Below are 16,592 nucleotides of genomic sequence, written 5' to 3' on the forward strand. Positions count from 1 at the left end.
TTAAATTCGTCGAAAACCGGCTCGATCTATATATCTCGCCCAATCTGCGCAATCGGAAAATCGCTTTGCGCGTGGCCCTTGGATAGCGTTCTGCAAATAATTGTGATACCCTCAGTCGCACCTGTCCGCAGAGCGCCCGGTGACAGCGAATCGGCTTGCCGAGGCACGTTGCAAGCTATTTGAAATTCATCAGTTACGCACACTCGAGGTATGCCAGATGGATTCTCCCCTCAGGTCCCTCATCGCCAGTGGAACCAAGCTCTGGCTCGACTCGATCGACCCCGACTTGGTCGTCGCCAACAGAGCGTTAGGCGCGTCGGGCGCCACATCGAATCCGATCATCGTGGGCGGCCTGATCGATACCGGCCGTTTCGACAAGGACATCGACCGCCTGCTGCAGCAAGGCTTGGACGACGAGGCCATTGCCTGGCAAATGACCGATCAGCTGGTGCGTCATGCGCAACAGGTTTTCCTGCCGGTCTGGCAGCAAACGCACGGCAACGACGGCTACGTGAGCTTCGAGCTCGACCCCTTGCTGGAAGACATTCATCAGCCGCTACCGCAGGCCGAGCGCGTGAAGCGCTATATCGAACTGGGCAAGAAGTGGGCGGCCGGCCATCAGAATCGCATGATCAAAGTCCCCGCGACCCCGGCCGGATTGGGCGCGCTTGAGGAGCTGGTAGCCGCCAACGTGACGGTTAATGTGACGCTGATTTTCAGTATGCGGCAATACCAGGCCGCGCGCGACGCTGTGTGGCGCGGAGCCCGCCGCCGCGCCAACCTGACCCACTTCAAGAGTGTTTACAGCATTTTCGTCTCGCGCCTCGACGTCTACACAGAGAAGGCCGTTCCGGACCTTTCCCCGGCCGCCCAAGGCATGGTGGGCATTGTCAACGCGAAGCGCATCTGGGCTGAAAATAAGCGGTTCTGGGAGGCCAACAAGACGCCGCTGGCGCAAGAAATGATCTTCGCCAGCACGGGCACTAAAAAGCCCGAGGATCCCCCCTGGAAATACGTCGAGGCCTTCGCCGGCAGCGACATCGAAACCAACCCGCCGGCCACGAACGAAGCCGTCGAAAAGAGCGGCCGCCACATCACGCGTCATGTGGACGAACTGCCCCCTCAAGCCGTGCTGGACGAAATCGACAAAAAGGTCGATCTCAAGCACCTGGAAGAGACGCTCATGGACGAGGGGTTGAAGAAGTTCGCTGATCCGCAGCATGCCCTGTTGCGTTTGATCGCTGGCAAGCGCGGCGTGCTGGCCCCTCATTAGTACCGGCCGGGCGTTCCAATGGCAGCGAGGATGCGTGCTGTGACGATAGGGAAAACGCGGAAAGTGAGGCAGACCCGTTGGACGGCTGATTCGTCGCTGTAGCGACGTCCGATGGAGAATGATGGGGACGGAGCTCCCGATGAGCGGTTGTTCGCCGATGCGCGCGATCGTATAATTTCACCAGGATGGATCGGTTCTGCCGGGAGTTAGGGCCTTTGACGGGAAGACCCAGAATCCTGTTGTTGGGCGACGTTGGCGAGAACGCCGCCCCGTTGATTAGTCGTCTCGGCGATTCTGTCGAGGCTGTCTCGGTGAAAAATCCCATTCGCGCTTTTGCGCGCTTGGCCCGCGAGAAGTTCGACGCGGTCTATGTCTCGTCACCCCACCTGCGCGAGGCACTCGAGCTGGGCAAGTTGCTCCAGAACGAGCGGATCCTCGAGCAAATGCCCGATGGCGTCGTCTTGCTCGACAACGACAACACCGTGATCTGGGGCAACGGACGCCTGCGCGAATGGACGGACCGCGAGTCGGTCGTCGGCCTGAATTTCTACGCGGTGCTGGGGAGCCCCGAGATCCTCGGCCCGGACTTCTGCCCTTTCCACACTGCCTTGGCCACCGGCGCGCGCAGCTGCTCGACGTTGCGTTCCAGCGATAACAAGTACTTCCGCGTCCACGCGCTGCCGATCAGTGATGCCGATGGTCCGCCGCAGAACCTGATCGTTACGATTCGCGACGTGACGAGCGAAGTGTTGCAGCAGCAGAAGCTGGTGGCGATTCATCAGGCGGGCATCGAACTGGCGGACCTCTCGCCGGACGAACTCTCGCACATGTCGATCGAGGAACGCATCGAGCTGTTGAAGTCGAACATCCTGCACTTCACGCAGGATCTACTCAACTTCGACGTCGTCGAAATTCGCCTGCTGGATGCCAAGACGGGCAAGCTCGAGCCGTTGTTGGCCGCCGGCATGGTCCCCGAGGCCATGGGCCGGTCGCTGTTCGCACAACTGCAAAATAACGGCGTGACAGGCTTTGTCGCCGCGACGGGCAAGAGCTACCTGTGCGAGGACACGACCGAAGATCCGCTATACCTCGAAGGGTGTAAGGGCGCCAAAAGCTCGCTTACCGTGCCGCTGATCTTGCACGACGAAGTTATCGGTACGTTCAATGTGGAGAGTCCCGAGCCGCGGGCCTTCACCGAGAGCGACATGCAGTTCCTGGAGATTTTCACGCGCGACGTGGCTGTGGCGCTGAATACGCTAGAGCTACTCGTCGCCGAAAAGGCCACAACCGTGGCGGAAAATGTCGAAGCGATCCACAGCGCCGTGGCCATGCCGGTCGACGACATTCTGAACGACGCCGTCAACGTCATGGAGCGCTACATCGGGCACGATCCCGACGTCGTCGAGCGGCTGCAAAACATTCTCCGCAACGCCCGCGACATCAAGCAAGTCATTCAGCAAGTAGGCCAGCAAATGGCCCCCAGCCAGGCCCACCCCCAGCCGATGCAAAATGCCCAGCGACCGCAGCTGCGGGGCTTGCAAGTTCTGGTTGTCGACGCGGACGAAAGCGTCCGCAGCGCGGCCCACGCCCTACTCGAGCGGTACGGCTGCGTCATTGAAACGGCCCACGATGCCGGCGAAGCGGTCTACATGGTTCGCAATCTGGCCCCCGGCACGTGTTACGACTGCATCATCGCCGACATTCGCCTGCCGGACATGACCGGCTACGAGCTGATGGTCAAGCTGCAAGGCATCCTCGACTGTGTGCCGATGGTGCTTATGACCGGCTTCGGCTACGACCCTGGGCACTCGATTGTCAAGGCTCGTCAGGCCGGCCTCCGCGCCGACGCGGTCCTCTACAAACCCTTCCGGCTCGATGCCCTGCTGGACACCGTTGAGAAGGTGTCCAATTCTTCGCGCATGGTGCGACAGGGATAAATTCAACGGCGGTAAATGCCAAGGGATCGACCGGTCCGGCAACATCGCCAGCGGTCGCCATGCTGGACGCACAACCAAGCGGATGATGGATCCAATGCTTGTTCAAATAGCCTTCGGCATGGCCCTGGTCGGCAACACACTTTTGTGGGTTAGTTTCCTCAATCGTTCGCATGGGCTAGGCATCTGGCGGTGGGTCGCGCATTGTTGCTCGCTGCTGTCACTCATCGGGGCGAGCGGGGGCCCGTTTGTAATCGCAGCGGCGTTTGCGATGACCTGGCCGAACAGTTTGCCGCCCGTTCCGAATTGGTTTACCAGCTACGTAACGGCCGTCTCCGAGTCAGCTGTTTGGCAGCTGCCCGCCATCTATACCGGTTTGTGCGTGGTACTGGGTGCGATTCTCATCACGATGTGGCTGGCGTCACGCTGCTCGCTGCGCACGCCCGCGCAATTGTTGAATGAGAGCACCACGCGACTGAGTCTAGGCCCCCGCGAAGATGAACCCAGCTGGTCGCGCGGCGTTTGGAAGTTCGCCACCATGCTATCAGCCAACGAGATTTTCCGTCTTGATATGACGGAAAAGACGTTGGCACTTCCCAACCTGCCCGCGCGGCTCGAGGGCCTATCGATTGCCCACCTATCCGACCTGCACATGAGTGGGCGGATCGCGGCTGGTTACTTTCGCGATGTCGTCGAACGCACCAATGAGGCCAAGCCCGACCTGGTGGCGATCACCGGCGACATCGTCGACGCGGCATCGTGCCTGGCATGGCTTTCCGAGACGCTAGGCAAACTGGTCGCCCCCTATGGCGTCTACTACGTGCTGGGCAACCATGATCGCAAAGTGGACGTGCAAGCGCTGCGGGCCGTGCTCGACGATGCGGGACTGGTAAACCTCGGCGGCCGGTGCCGGCGCCTGACCGTCGATGGCGAGAGCCTGCTATTGGCAGGCAACGAGCTTCCCTGGATTCGTCCCGCGCCCGACATGGCCCTGTGGCGAGACGACAATGCATCGCTGCTGCGGGTTTTGTTGTCGCATTCTCCGGATCAGATTTCCTGGGCTCGTCGTCACAAGTTCGACTTGATGCTGGCCGGCCATACGCACGGCGGCCAGATTCAGTTCCCACTGCTGGGGCCGGTACTCGCTCCTAGCGTCTACGGCACAAAGTACGCTTGCGGAACGTTTTACGAGGCGCCGACGTTGATGCACGTCAGCCGAGGCGTGTCCGGCCTGACGCCGGTCCGTTATCACTGCCCGCCCGAAGTAGCCCTGCTCCGTTTGACAGGCGACCCGTCGCGCCGCTCCGGCCGAGGCTCGACATCGGAAACGCGCAAAGAGTACGCGACCTGGACATGAGGCGCCCCTGCTCGATCAGGGCGCAACTCAATCCGACTTCTTCTCGATCAGCCGCGTCTGAACGAGGCTGAAGATTCCCGCGGCAACCTCTTCCTTTGAGCCGGCCAGGGAACGAATCACGGCACCGGTCCGATCGATGATTTCCACTTGCGTATCCAGCGCGTGCATCGCCTGCGGCCCGTTCAGAACCATCAGGTCGCAGCTTTTCTTTTCCAGCTTCGCAAGCGCGCGCAAGCGGCGATCATCCGTCTCGAGCGCGAAGCCTACCAGCCACTGGCTGTGCTTACTGGCGCCCAAGGTCGCCACCACGTCGGGCGTCTCGATCATATGCAACATCAGCGGTTCGCCGGTCTTTGCGATCTTACCGTCGGCCACGTGGATCGGGCGATAGTCGCAGGGGGCTGCCACGCCGATCAACCCCGCACAGTCGGGAAAAATCGCCTGCGATTGCGCCAGCATTTCCTCGGTCGAGACGACATGCACGACTTCCGCGGCCACAGGGTAATCGATCTCGACCGGACCGCTGACGATGACCACCTCGTGGCCGGCCGCCAGGGCGCTCTCGGCCAGGGCGCGCCCCATGCGTCCGCTGGAACCATTGGTCAGATAGCGCACTGGATCAAGATATTGCCGCGTGGGCCCAGACGTGATCAGGATACGCGCCATTGGGCATGACCTTGAGCGGATGGATGGGCACCATCGAAGGACGATTAGGTCGATCGCTTGGGCAGCTGGTTCAGCTGTGCAACGATCGCGGCCAGGATTTTTTCCGGCGCCGACATGCGTCCCATTCCCTGCTGGCGACAACTGAGCCAGCCCGCTTCGGGACCGACCAGAATATATCCGTCCTGCCGCAGTTGTTCGATGTTGCGTTGTACGGACGGCTTATCCCACATTTCGCAATTCATGGCCGGCGCCAATATGACGGGGCCCGTAAAACTGAGGATCAACGTGCTCAGCAGATCGTCTGCCTGACCGTGGGCAACCTTGGCCAGAAAGTTGGCGGTCGCCGGCGCCACGCACAGCAGTTCGCCGCGCTCGGCCAGCGAAATGTGCGCTCCGAGCGGATGTTTTGGATCGTGGAACACGCCGGTATGCACGCTGCGGCCGGTGAGGGCTTGGAACGTGGCAGACCCGATGAACTCCTGCGCCGACGCGGTCAACACGGCCGACACGCCGGCACCGGCCTGCACCAACTGGCTCACGAGCGCCGCGGTCTTATAGGCCGCCACGCCCCCCGTGACCCCGACCACTAGCTCACGCCCGTTCATAGATCGCTCAGATCCAGTTCCGGAGGTCCGCCGCCTGCTTCCGGCTCGCCGGTAATGCGCAGATTGCTGGATGAGTCGAGGTAGATTTTGTCGCGCATGATTTCCTGGATGACGATCTCCAGCTTGTCGTGCGTGTCGAGAGTCACAAGCGGCCGGCTGCCGGCGTTCAGCGCCACCAAACGCTTTTGAATCAGCGTCGATAGCTTGAAGCGGCCCCCGACCTTGTTCACGATCCGTTCTTCACGAAGTTCGTCAATCATTCCAAGACGTCTCCAGCTTGATGCGGACTTGCCTGGTTAAGAATATTGCAAATCTCCCGCGCCGCGCGGTCGATCTGATCGTTAATGACCCGGTGGCTGTAGATATCGACCGAATTCAGCTCGCAACGGGCAACCTCGAGCCGCCGCGCGAGCGCCGCTGCTGATTCTGTCCCCCGGTCGCGCAAGCGGCGCTCCAATTCGTCGATTGAGCCGGGCTCTACAAAGATCGTCAGGGCCTGCGGATAGTGCCGCAGGACCTCGCGTGTCCCCTGCACGTCAATCTCCAAGACTACCCACTTGCCGGCCGCCAGGCTAGGGGTGACCTGGCTGCGCAAGGTCCCGTACCAGTCCCCCTGGGCATAAACCTCGCAGCTTTCCAGGAAATCGCCTTTATCACGTCGGCGGGCGAACTCCTCGCGGCTGAGGAAAAAGTAGTCCACGCCGTCCCGCTCGCCCGGCCGCGGAGCCCGCGTCGTGGCCGAGACGCTCTGCACCAGCGGCCGAGCGCTTTGCTCGAAAACCCGTTGCAGCAATGTCGTCTTACCGGCCCCGGAGGGACCCGACACAATCACCAATTGACCTGTTTTGGTCGCCATCGGCCCGTTTCGCCCTGACGTGCTCGCTACTCTACGTTTTGGATCATTTCGCGAATCCGCTCGATGGCCGCCTTGATCTCGATCACATGGCGCGAGATCGGCACATCGTTGGCTTTCGAGCCGATGGTATTCGCTTCCCGGAACATTTCCTGGGTGAGAAACTCGAACTTGCGCCCGGAGCTCTCGGTCGCGCCGAGCAACTGGTCGAACTGTGCCAGGTGGCTGCGCAAACGCACGATTTCTTCCGAGATATCCGAGCGCTCGGCGAAGATGCTGATTTCCTTGATCAAGTCCGCCGGATCGAGCGTGACTTGATACTGATCCAAGGTCTTTTGCAACCGATCGGTGAGCCGGGTGCGATACCCCTCGGCCACCTGGGGTGCGCGCAGTTCGATGTCGCTGAGTGCCGAGGAAACCTGCCGGCAATTGTCGGCCAGGTCGGCCGCCATCGCGTCCCCCTCCTTGCCGCGCATCCGATCCAGATTCTCGAGCGCCGCGACCAGCGTGGTTTCGATCAACGGCCAGTCCTCGACCAGCTCGGTCGGAGAGAGAAACTGGTCGGCCACCACGCCGGGTAGCGACAGCAGTGTGCCATAGGGCAAGGCGTCGTCCACCTTCCACTCGCGGTACAGTTCCAGCAACTGCTGGCGATAATTCTCCAACAGCGATCGATTGATGCCCCCTTCGTCGAATTTGCGCGGACGGTCGACACGCAGTACCACCTGGATCGAGCCGCGGCGGACTTGCTTGCGAACGACCTGCTCGATCTCGGGCTCGAGCGAGTTGTACCCTTCCAGGCACTTGACGGTGAGCTTGAAGTAGCGGCTGTTGATGGTACGGACTTCGACCCACGCGCTTTTGCCGTCGCGCTTGCTGTGAGCGTCGCCGTATCCGGTCATGCTCAGTAGCACGGTCAACAGCTCCTTGAACCAGGGATGGCTAGCGATCAAGACAAAGCGAACGCTCGACGCCGCGCCGGCCGACCATCGCTTGAAATTCGAGCTCACGCTGCCACGCATGCGACGTCGGCTGGCACGTGACTACTTCGGTGCGTCGGTTGCCGCGTCCGGTGCGGGCGCCCCTTCGGTCGCTGGCGCCTCGGTTGTCGCCGGCGCGGCCGCCTTCGTGTCGGTCTCGCCGGCTGGAGCGGTGCCCACTGTACCGGAGGTACCCGTCTCAACCGTGCCAGCGGCCCCCGTGGTCGCTGTGCCGGCTGCACCGGGCGGCGTCGCAGGAGACGTTGCCGTGCCAGGGCCCGGCATGCCGAAATCCATCGACTTGGCCGCGCCGCCGAGCGAGCTGCTAAATTTATCGTCGACGTTGTAGTACTTCACTCCCAGCACGCACAACAACACCCAGATCGCCGCGACGATGATCGTGATGCGCGTGAACAAGTCGCCGGCCTTGGTTCCAAAGGCGCTCTGACCTCCCATGCCGCCAAAGGCGCCGGCCAAACCGCCACCACGACCGCGCTGGATCAACACCAGCAAGATCAGGAACAGGGCCACGACAAACATCAACACCATCAGGATGCCGCCGAACATGGCTCGATCTCCCGCAGATATTCTGTAAAACTGACGCGGGGCATACTCCGTATGCCCTCGTGGTCGACGCACAAATATGGCAATCTGGCCCTGCTCTGCCGATCGGGCCATGGCCCAATCTTGCCCGGTTCTTCTATCGCGCGGCCGCCGCGATCCCCAAGAAATCGTCTGCTTTCAGGCTGGCTCCGCCCACCAGCGCTCCGTCGATATCTGGCTGCGCCAGCAATATGCCCGCGTTGCTCGCTTTGACGCTCCCGCCATACAGGATGCGGACCTTTTCGCTCGTGCCCGCATTGTATCGTTCCGCCAGAACTCTGCGAAGGTTCGCATGCACCTCTTGGGCCTGCTCCGGCGTGGCCACCTGCCCTGTGCCGATCGCCCAAACCGGTTCGTAGGCGATAACCGTCCGCGTGCAATCTTCGGCGGACAAGCCTGCTAGCGATCCGTTGATCTGGTCCCGAATGACATTGTGCGTCTGGCCCGCCGATCGTTGGTCCAAGGTCTCGCCCACGCACACGATCGGCGTTAGTCCGGCCGCAAGTGCTGCCACGGTTTTGCCGCGCACCTGGTCGTCGGTTTCGCCCATGATGTGTCGGCGCTCGCTATGGCCGAGAATCACATACCGGCAGCCCAAGTCGACGAGCATCTCGGAACACGTTTCGCCCGTAAAGGCGCCGTACGGTTCCGGGTAGACATTCTGGGCACCTAGTGCCACGGCACTCCCTTTTAGTGCCGCACCCACGACGTCCAAATAGACATTCGGAGGGCAGACCAATAGATCGACCGCAGTATATTCGCCGGCCTTCGACGCGACAGCCTGCGCGAGCGCCACGGCGCCAGCCCGCTGCAAATTCATCTTCCAATTGCCCGCGATCAGCGGTCGCCTCATACGGTCGCTCCTGCCGGTTGTGAAATCGACTTGCCCAGCAGTTCGGCTAGCTTGCGCATTTGCTCGGCCAACTCGGCGTACTGCTCGGGGAGTAATGCCTGCTCTCCGTCCGAGAGAGCCTCTTCGGGGCAATTGTGGACCTCGATATGAACGCCGTCGGCGCCGGCGGCAATGCCGGCCAACGCACAGGCGGGAATCAAATCGGGCCGCCCCGTGGCATGACTGGGGTCAACGATGATGGGCAGGTGCGAAAGCGTTTTGGCCAATGGCACAGCGGCGACGTCGAACAGATTGCGGGTGGCATTGTCGAAACTCTTGATGCCGCGCTCGCAGAGCACCACGCCCGGATTGCCCTGCGCCAGGATGTACTCGGCGCTCATCAGCAGGTCTTTGATGCTGGCGCTCATGCCGCGCTTCAATAGCACGGGACGGCGCGTCTGGCCGACTTCGGTGAGCAGATTGAAATTCTGCATGTTGCGGGCGCCGATCTGGAACATGTCGGTGTAACGATCGACCAGTTCCACGCGGCGCGGATCCATCACCTCGGTGACGATCGGCATGCCGTACTTGTCGCCGGTTTCGCGGAGAATTTTCAGCCCATCTTCGCCCAACCCCTGGAAGGCATAGGGGCTCGTGCGTGGCTTGAACGCGCCGCCGCGCAAGATGTTCGCGCCGGCCGCCTTTACCGCCGAGGCGATCTTGTCCATGCGATCCGCATTCTCAACCGCGCACGGTCCGGCAATCATGCCCAGGTAGCCGCCGCCAATCTTGACACCGGCCACATCCACCACGCTCGGCTCGGGATGAGCTTCGAGGCTGGCTAGCTTGTAGGGGGGCAGTATGGGCACGACTTGCGCCACGCCCGGAATGGCCTCGAGCGGAGCAACCTGGGTCTTGGCTTCGTCGCCAATGACGCCCACGATCGTGCGAAAGGTGCCGCGACTGAGATGCGCTTTCAGCCCTAAGGCCTCGACCCTGGCAACCACGTGTTCGATTTGCGCTTCGGTGACGTTCGGCTTGAGTACGATGATCACGTTTTCGGCCTGCCGCACAGGTGTTGTCGCCGCCGGATTACGGTTCCGAGTGGCAAAAGTGTGATCCGGGAGTATACCCTACCCGCCCAGGGCGTTGAAGGCGGGAAGCGGGCCGTCGGGCACGGCCTTAGGACGACTGCAAAGTCCCATTTTTATATTCGGGTGGCTAGGGTCGAGCGAAGCGAGACCCCAGTTCGTTGCCACATTCTGGTGGGCGGCGAATACGCCGACCCCAGGCACCGACCGATTTTGCAATCGCACTGGGGACCGCCTCGGAATTCGTGACATCATGCCGCGGTTCTGTTAAAACCGAACGGTAGACGACTGGGCGGTTTGGGCTTAATCGGACCAGACTCGCTCGTGTTGCTTTCCCGCCCGAGAATCGCTGTCCGCCGACCTGCCAGGCTCGCACGGCTGGCAGCCCCACCGCGAGTGGTTGCAGGGGTCAAGATGCTCAAGTTTCGCGTCGCACTTCTCTGCCTGTCGGTGGGCGTGGCCCCGGCCATCGATTCGTCATTCGCCGCGGCGCCCGACGTGGATTACGTGCGTGATGTGAAGCCGTTATTGGCGCGGCATTGTGAGACGTGCCACGGCGCACTGAAGCAGGAGGCCGGCCTGCGGTTGGACTTGGCCGCGCGCATTCGCCAGGGCGGAGATAGCGGCGCGGCGATCGTTCCTGGCAACGGTGCCGGCAGCCTGCTAGTCGAAGCAGTGACGCGTACCGAGAATCGCATGCCGGCCGACGGCGATCCATTGACCGCCGACGAGATTTCGATTCTCAGGCGATGGATCGACGCGGGCGCCACGGCACCTGACGAGGCTGCACCGCCAGACCCACGCCAGCATTGGGCCTTTGTGCGACCGCAGCGCCCCGATCTGCCGCGCAATGGCCAGGCCGCCGGATTCACCAACCCGATTGATGTATTACTGGCCCGCACGCGCGAGCAGCATGGCCTGGCGCCCAACAGCAGCGCCGACAAGGGAGTTCTGCTGCGGCGGCTGTACTTGGACCTGATCGGCTTGCCACCGACGCGTGAGGAACTGCGCAGCTTTGTCGCCGACCAGGCTCCGGACGCCTATGAGCGAGTGGTCGAGCAATTGTTGGCGCGACCGCAATACGGCGAGCGATGGGCCCGTCATTGGATGGACGTCTGGCGCTATGCCGATTGGGCCGGCTTTGGCAAAGAAGTGCGCGATAGCCAGCCCCATATCTGGCATTGGCGCGACTGGATCGTGGAATCGCTCAACGCCGATCGCGGCTACGACCGCATGATCGTCGAGATGCTGGCCGGCGACGAGCTGGCGCCCGACGATCCGCAGACCTTGCGGGCCACGGGGTATCTCGCGCGCAACTGGTATCGCTTCAATCGCAACGTGTGGCTCGACAATACGGTCGAGCACATGGGCAAGGCCTTCTTGGGAATCACGCTCAACTGCGCCCGCTGCCATGATCACCGCTACGATCCGATTGCGCAGCGCGATTATTACCGCATGCGGGCCTTCTTCGAACCGTACGAAGTGCGCGTCGATCGCTTGGCCAGCCAGCCCAACATCGAGACGGACGGCATCGCCCGCGTTTACGACGCACATCACGATCGGAAGACGTTTCTGTTTGTGCGCGGTCTGGATACTCAGCCGAAGGAAGACGATCCGTTGTCGCCGGGCGTGCCCGACGTGTTGGCCGCTGCGGGTGTCAAGATCGAGAGCGTGCACCTGCCGGCGGCCTCTTACAATCCGGGCCTGAAATCTTACGTTCGCGACGACCTGCTCGCGCAATCGCGCGCGGCGCTAGAAAAGGGAACTGCCAGCCTGGCCGAAGCGCAAGCAAAGCTGGCGGCGGCACGCGACAGCCTGGCCAAGGCCGATGCGCCGCAGGCAACCACGGCCGTAGCGACCGAGACGCCCAATACGCAGGGAGAAACCGACGCGCAGCGCGCAGCCGCCGCGGCACTTGCCACAGAGACTGCCGCCACGGCGCTGGCCGATAAACATTTGTCGACCGTTACCGCCGAGCTGGCCAGCGTCACGGCGCGGATCACGGCCGACAACGCGAAATACGCCTTGCCCCCCGCCGCCGATCTGGCGGACCGTACGTCCGAGGCGGTCGCGGCCACCAACCGCGCCACGATCGCCGCCGCCGAAGAGACGCTGCTGGCCGCCGAGCAGAAGGTTGCCGGCGCGCCGCCTGCCGAATCGGCCGACGACAAGGCGAAGCAAGAGCGCAAGAAAGCCGAAGAGGCCGTGACCGCCGCGCGCACAAAGCTCGACACGGCTCGGGCCGAGGCCGAAAAGCGCAGCGACTATCCGCCGCTCGACAAGCTCTATCCAACGACCAGCACCGGTCGGCGGTTGGCGTTGGCACGTTGGATTGCCAATCGCGAAAACCCTCTGACGGCGCGGGTGGCGATCAATCATTTGTGGATGCATCATTTTGGCGAACCGCTGGTGCCGACCGTGTTCGACTTTGGGCTCAATGGCAAGCCGCGCGCCCATCCCGAGTTGCACGATTGGCTGGCGGTCGAGTTCATGGATCGCGGCTGGAGCATGAAGGCCATTCACCGACTGATCGTCAACTCGCAAGCCTATCGCATGCGCTCGACCACCGAAGCCAATGATCCGCGCCGGCAAATCGATCCTGACAACAAGCTGCTGTGGCATGCCAACCCTCGGCGGATGGAAGCCGAAACGGTGCGCGATTGCGTGCTATGCGTGGCCGGCCAGTTAGACCTGGCTGCCGGCGGCCCCGATTTGGAATACGGCAAGGGCCTGACACTGCCGCGACGCAGCTTGTATTTCCAGCACGCCAACGAAAAGCAGATGACCTTTCTGAAGGTCTTTGACGTCGCGGGGGTGACGGAATGCTACCGTCGCAGCGAGAGCATCGTGCCGCAGCAGGCGCTGGCCCTGGCAAACAGCCCGCTGGCGCTAGAACAGTCGCGGCGGTTGGCCGACAAACTTTGGCAGGAAGCCGTGGCGACAACGGATGGCGCCGCCGACCGGTTCATTCGCGCGGCGTTCGAGCAGATCCTGTCGCGCGCCCCGAGAGCGGATGAGCTGGCGATGGCCACGCAATTCTTGCAGACGCAGGCCGAGCGACTGGCAGACCCTGCACGGTTGACGGCCTTTGCCGGCGGCGAAGCCGCGGCGGTCAAGCCGGCCGACGATCCCCACATGCGAGCTCGCCAGGACCTGGTACACGTGCTGCTGAACCACAACGATTTTGTCACGATTCGGTAACGAGGACTTGCAGTGAATTCCCAACGACCCACCAACGGCTGTCGCGGCATGCATCGCCGCGCGTTCCTGGCCGACGTCGGCATGGGATTTACCGGGCTGGCGCTCGGGGCGATGCTCGCGCGCGATAATATCGTCCGCGCCGCGGATGCCGCGAGCACGTGGAGTCCGCCCGACGGTCAGCCGCACTTTCGACCGCGAGTTAAGAATGTGATTTGGCTGTTCATGATTGGCGGCACCAGCCACATGGAGAGCTTCGACCCGAAGCCCGCGCTGAATACGTACGCCGGCAAGACGGTAGCCGACACGCCCTTCGACGATCCCGTCGCCTCGCCCCTGGTAGCCAAAAACCTGCGCGAGATCGTGCCGGGCTTGCACCATCCGCATCCGCAAATCTATCCGCTGCAGATCGGCTATCAGAAGCGCGGGCAGAGCGGCATCGAAATCAGCGACTGGTGGCCCCACCTGGGCGAGTGCGTCGACGATATGGCGATCGTCCGCTCGATGTGGACCACCGACAACAATCACGGCGCCCAGTTGCAGTTTCACACCGGCCGGCATTCGCTGGAAGGTTTCTTTCCCACGATCGGTTCCTGGGTGCATTACGGTCTGGGCTCGTTGAACGACGACTTGCCGCAATTCGTCGCCATGGGAACGCCGATCGCCGATTGTTGCGGCGGCGTCGGCGGGCATGGCGGAAATTATCTAGGACCGGAACATGATGCGGTGCACCTGGCCGTCGATCCGAAGAACCCGTTGCCGTTCGCGGCGCCGGGACCGGATGTGTTCCGCGAAGAACAGGCGGGCGAGTTCGAACTGCTCGGCCGGCTGAACCGGCTGGCCGCAGTTGAATATCCGGATGACGCGGCCCTACGCGCGCGGATCAAATCATACGAGCTGGCGTTCCGCATGCAGATGGCGGTGCCTGAGGTATTGCGATTCGACGACGAGACGCAGCAGACACACGCGATGTACGGTTTGGAGCGGCCCGAGACGGCCACGTTCGGGCAGCAATGCCTCACGGCACGGCGGCTGGTGGAACGCGGCACGCGTTTCGTGCAAATCTTTCACGGCAGCAACGGCGGCGCCGGCGCGTGGGATGCGCACGGCCAGCTCAAGGTAGGGCATACGAAGTTGTGCGGCGAGGTCGATCAACCGATCGCCGCCTTGTTGAAGGATCTCAAGCAGCGGGGCTTGCTGGACGAGACGCTGGTGGTATGGGGCACCGAGTTCGGTCGCACGCCGGGGGCACAGAACGCCGACGGCCGCGACCATCATCCGTATGGCTTTTCTGTCTGGCTGGCCGGCGGAGGAATTAAACGGGGCGTGGTCCACGGCGCAACAGATGAACTCGGATTCCATGCCGTCGAGAATCGACACTACGTGACCGATCTGCACGCCACGGTGCTCGATCAACTGGGGCTTGATCCGCGACGGTTGGAAGTGCCCGGTCGCAAGCGATTGGAAATCGATTTCGGCAAGCCCATCCGCGAGATTATCGCATAGCTAAAAGGTCACACGTTGCGCAGAGCCAAGCCATGAAACCGAATCGCGCGACGATGGGTTGCCGCGGCATACGGCGCCGCACGTTTCTGGCCGATGTCGGCATGGGCTTTACGGGGCTGGCGCTGGGGGCGATGCTGGCGCGCGACAATATCGTCCGCGCCGCGGATGTCGCGCCAACGTGGGAAGCGCCCGATGGCCAGCCGCATTTTTCGCCACGCGTAAAAAATGTGATCTGGCTCTTCATGGTCGGCGGCACCAGCCATATGGAGAGCTTTGATCCCAAGCCCGCGCTGAATACCTACGCCGGCAAGACGGTAGCCGAAACGCCGCTCGAAGATCCTGTCGCCTCGCCGCTAACGAAGAAGAACCTACGCGAGTTCGTCCCGGGTCTGCACCATCCGCAGCCCCTCATCTATCCACTGCAGATCGGCTATCAGAAGCGTGGGCAAAGCGGCATCGAGATGAGCGACTGGTGGCCGCACCTGGCCGAATGCGTGGACGACCTGGCGATCGTCCGCTCGATGTGGACCACCGATAACGATCATGGCGCGCAATTGCAGTTTCACACAGGCCGGCACTCGCTGGAGGGGCAGTTCCCGACGATCGGCTCGTGGGTGCACTACGGTCTGGGCTCACTCAACGATGACTTGCCACAATTCGTCGCCATGGGAACGCCACTGGCCGACTGTTGCGGTGGCGTCGGCGGACACGGCGCAAACTATTTAGGCCCCGAGCACAACGCCGTGCAACTGGGCACCGATTCGAAAAACCCATTGCCGTTCGCGGCGCCGGGGCCCGATGTATTCCGCGAAGAACAAGCCGGCGAGTTCGAATTGCTCGGTCGGCTGAATCGCCTGGCCGCAGTCGAATATCCGGACGACGCGGCGCTGCGGGCACGGATCAAATCATACGAGTTGGCGTTCCGCATGCAGATGGCGGTGCCCGAGGTGTTGCGCTTTGACGACGAGACGCAGAGAACGCACGCGCTATACGGTTTGGATCGGCCGGAGACGGCCACGTTCGGGCAGCAATGTCTGACAGCGCGGCGGCTGGTGGAACGCGGCACGCGTTTTGTGCAGATCTTCCATGGCAGCAACGGCGGCGCCGGCGCGTGGGATGCTCACGGCCAGCTCAAGGTAGGGCATACGAAGTTGTGTGGCCAGGTCGATCAGCCGATCGCCGCCTTGCTCAAGGATCTCAAGCAGCGCGGCCTGCTCGACGAGACGCTGGTGGTGTGGGGGACCGAATTTGGACGCACGCCGGGCGCTCAGAATGCCGACGGCCGCGACCATCATCCGTATGGCTTTTCCGTCTGGCTGGCCGGCGGCGGCATCAAACGCGGCGTGGTACACGGCGCGACGGATGAGTTGGGATTTCACGCCGTCGAGAATCGGCACTACGTCACCGATCTGCACGCCACAGTGCTCGATCAGCTGGGGCTCGACCCGCGACGGTTGGAAGTTCCCGGGCGGAAACGGCTGGAAATCGATTTCGGACGGCCGATCCGCGAGATCATCGCGTAGCGTTGCTGCGCTGCACCTTCCGCGCAAGTTAAGCGCGCGGAATCGCCACGGGAATATGAAATGGTTTGGGGGGCGTCGCCGTGGGCGGGTTAAGGGTGGTGTTCTTTAGGTTGGTTAGGTTAAATACCCCGCCTGCCTCACGGCGGCGACACCTCGGGTTGAATTTGGAGC

At 62.4% G+C, this 16,592-nt stretch carries 14 protein-coding genes; 6 read left to right on the plus strand and 8 right to left on the minus strand.

Going from position 1 to position 16,592, the window contains the following annotated elements:
- Positions 1-217 precede the first annotated feature (217 nt).
- The 3 genes from VGG64_23765 (at position 218) to VGG64_23775 (ending at position 4,564) form a co-directional block, all read left to right on the plus strand.
- Positions 218-1,273 carry a transaldolase family protein gene (locus VGG64_23765; GenBank protein HEY1602642.1) on the plus strand — a complete coding sequence of 352 codons (1,056 nt, stop codon included), beginning with the start codon at positions 218-220 and terminating at the stop codon, positions 1,271-1,273.
- 311 nt (positions 1,274-1,584) lie between these two features.
- The gene (locus tag VGG64_23770) at positions 1,585-3,210 is read left to right on the plus strand and encodes a response regulator (protein ID HEY1602643.1); all 1,626 of its coding nucleotides are present in this window, start codon (positions 1,585-1,587) and stop codon (positions 3,208-3,210) included.
- 94 nt (positions 3,211-3,304) lie between these two features.
- Positions 3,305-4,564: a metallophosphoesterase gene (locus VGG64_23775; protein HEY1602644.1), complete on the plus strand. Its 1,260-nt coding sequence runs from the start codon at positions 3,305-3,307 to the stop codon at positions 4,562-4,564.
- A gap of 27 nt (positions 4,565-4,591) precedes the next feature.
- Here VGG64_23775 and VGG64_23780 read toward each other — a convergent pair whose 3' ends face one another.
- The 8 genes from VGG64_23780 to aroF all read right to left on the minus strand — a co-directional run bounded on the left by VGG64_23780 (position 4,592) and on the right by aroF (position 10,158).
- Positions 4,592-5,230: a phosphopantothenoylcysteine decarboxylase gene (locus VGG64_23780; protein ID HEY1602645.1), complete on the minus strand. Its 639-nt coding sequence runs from the start codon at positions 5,228-5,230 to the stop codon at positions 4,592-4,594.
- 44 nt (positions 5,231-5,274) lie between these two features.
- Complete coding sequence (locus VGG64_23785) at positions 5,275-5,835, minus strand: flavoprotein (protein ID HEY1602646.1); 561 nt, start codon at positions 5,833-5,835, stop codon at positions 5,275-5,277.
- Positions 5,832-6,095: a DNA-directed RNA polymerase subunit omega gene (locus VGG64_23790; GenBank protein ID HEY1602647.1), complete on the minus strand. Its 264-nt coding sequence runs from the start codon at positions 6,093-6,095 to the stop codon at positions 5,832-5,834. Before VGG64_23790 ends, VGG64_23785 begins: the two co-directional genes overlap by 4 nt.
- On the minus strand, positions 6,092-6,691 hold the full coding sequence (gene gmk, locus VGG64_23795) for a guanylate kinase (protein ID HEY1602648.1): 600 nt from the start codon (positions 6,689-6,691) through the stop codon (positions 6,092-6,094). Before gmk ends, VGG64_23790 begins: the two co-directional genes overlap by 4 nt.
- A 26-nt stretch (positions 6,692-6,717) precedes the next feature.
- Positions 6,718-7,698, minus strand: coding sequence for a YicC/YloC family endoribonuclease (locus tag VGG64_23800; GenBank protein HEY1602649.1), 981 nt, complete (start codon positions 7,696-7,698; stop codon positions 6,718-6,720).
- A 33-nt stretch (positions 7,699-7,731) separates the two neighbouring features.
- On the minus strand, positions 7,732-8,235 hold the full coding sequence (gene secG, locus VGG64_23805) for a preprotein translocase subunit SecG (protein HEY1602650.1): 504 nt from the start codon (positions 8,233-8,235) through the stop codon (positions 7,732-7,734).
- A gap of 133 nt (positions 8,236-8,368) precedes the next feature.
- On the minus strand, positions 8,369-9,124 hold the full coding sequence (tpiA, locus tag VGG64_23810) for a triose-phosphate isomerase (GenBank protein HEY1602651.1): 756 nt from the start codon (positions 9,122-9,124) through the stop codon (positions 8,369-8,371).
- Positions 9,121-10,158, minus strand: coding sequence for a 3-deoxy-7-phosphoheptulonate synthase (gene aroF / locus VGG64_23815; protein HEY1602652.1), 1,038 nt, complete (start codon positions 10,156-10,158; stop codon positions 9,121-9,123). Before aroF ends, tpiA begins: the two co-directional genes overlap by 4 nt.
- A gap of 450 nt (positions 10,159-10,608) precedes the next feature.
- On the opposite strand from aroF, the gene VGG64_23820 reads away from it, so the two are divergent.
- Genes VGG64_23820 through VGG64_23830 form a run of 3 tightly spaced genes read left to right on the plus strand, consistent with a single transcriptional unit; the run spans position 10,609 to position 16,421 of the window.
- Positions 10,609-13,395 carry a PSD1 and planctomycete cytochrome C domain-containing protein gene (locus VGG64_23820; protein ID HEY1602653.1) on the plus strand — a complete coding sequence of 929 codons (2,787 nt, stop codon included), beginning with the start codon at positions 10,609-10,611 and terminating at the stop codon, positions 13,393-13,395.
- Positions 13,396-13,407: 12 nt separating this feature from the next.
- The gene (locus VGG64_23825; GenBank protein HEY1602654.1) at positions 13,408-14,898 is read left to right on the plus strand and encodes a DUF1501 domain-containing protein; all 1,491 of its coding nucleotides are present in this window, start codon (positions 13,408-13,410) and stop codon (positions 14,896-14,898) included.
- A 32-nt stretch (positions 14,899-14,930) separates the two neighbouring features.
- Positions 14,931-16,421: a DUF1501 domain-containing protein gene (locus tag VGG64_23830; protein HEY1602655.1), complete on the plus strand. Its 1,491-nt coding sequence runs from the start codon at positions 14,931-14,933 to the stop codon at positions 16,419-16,421.
- The last annotated feature ends 171 nt before the right edge of the window (positions 16,422-16,592 follow it).

Source organism: Pirellulales bacterium (assembly GCA_036490175.1).
Lineage (GTDB): Bacteria > Planctomycetota > Planctomycetia > Pirellulales > JACPPG01 > JACPPG01.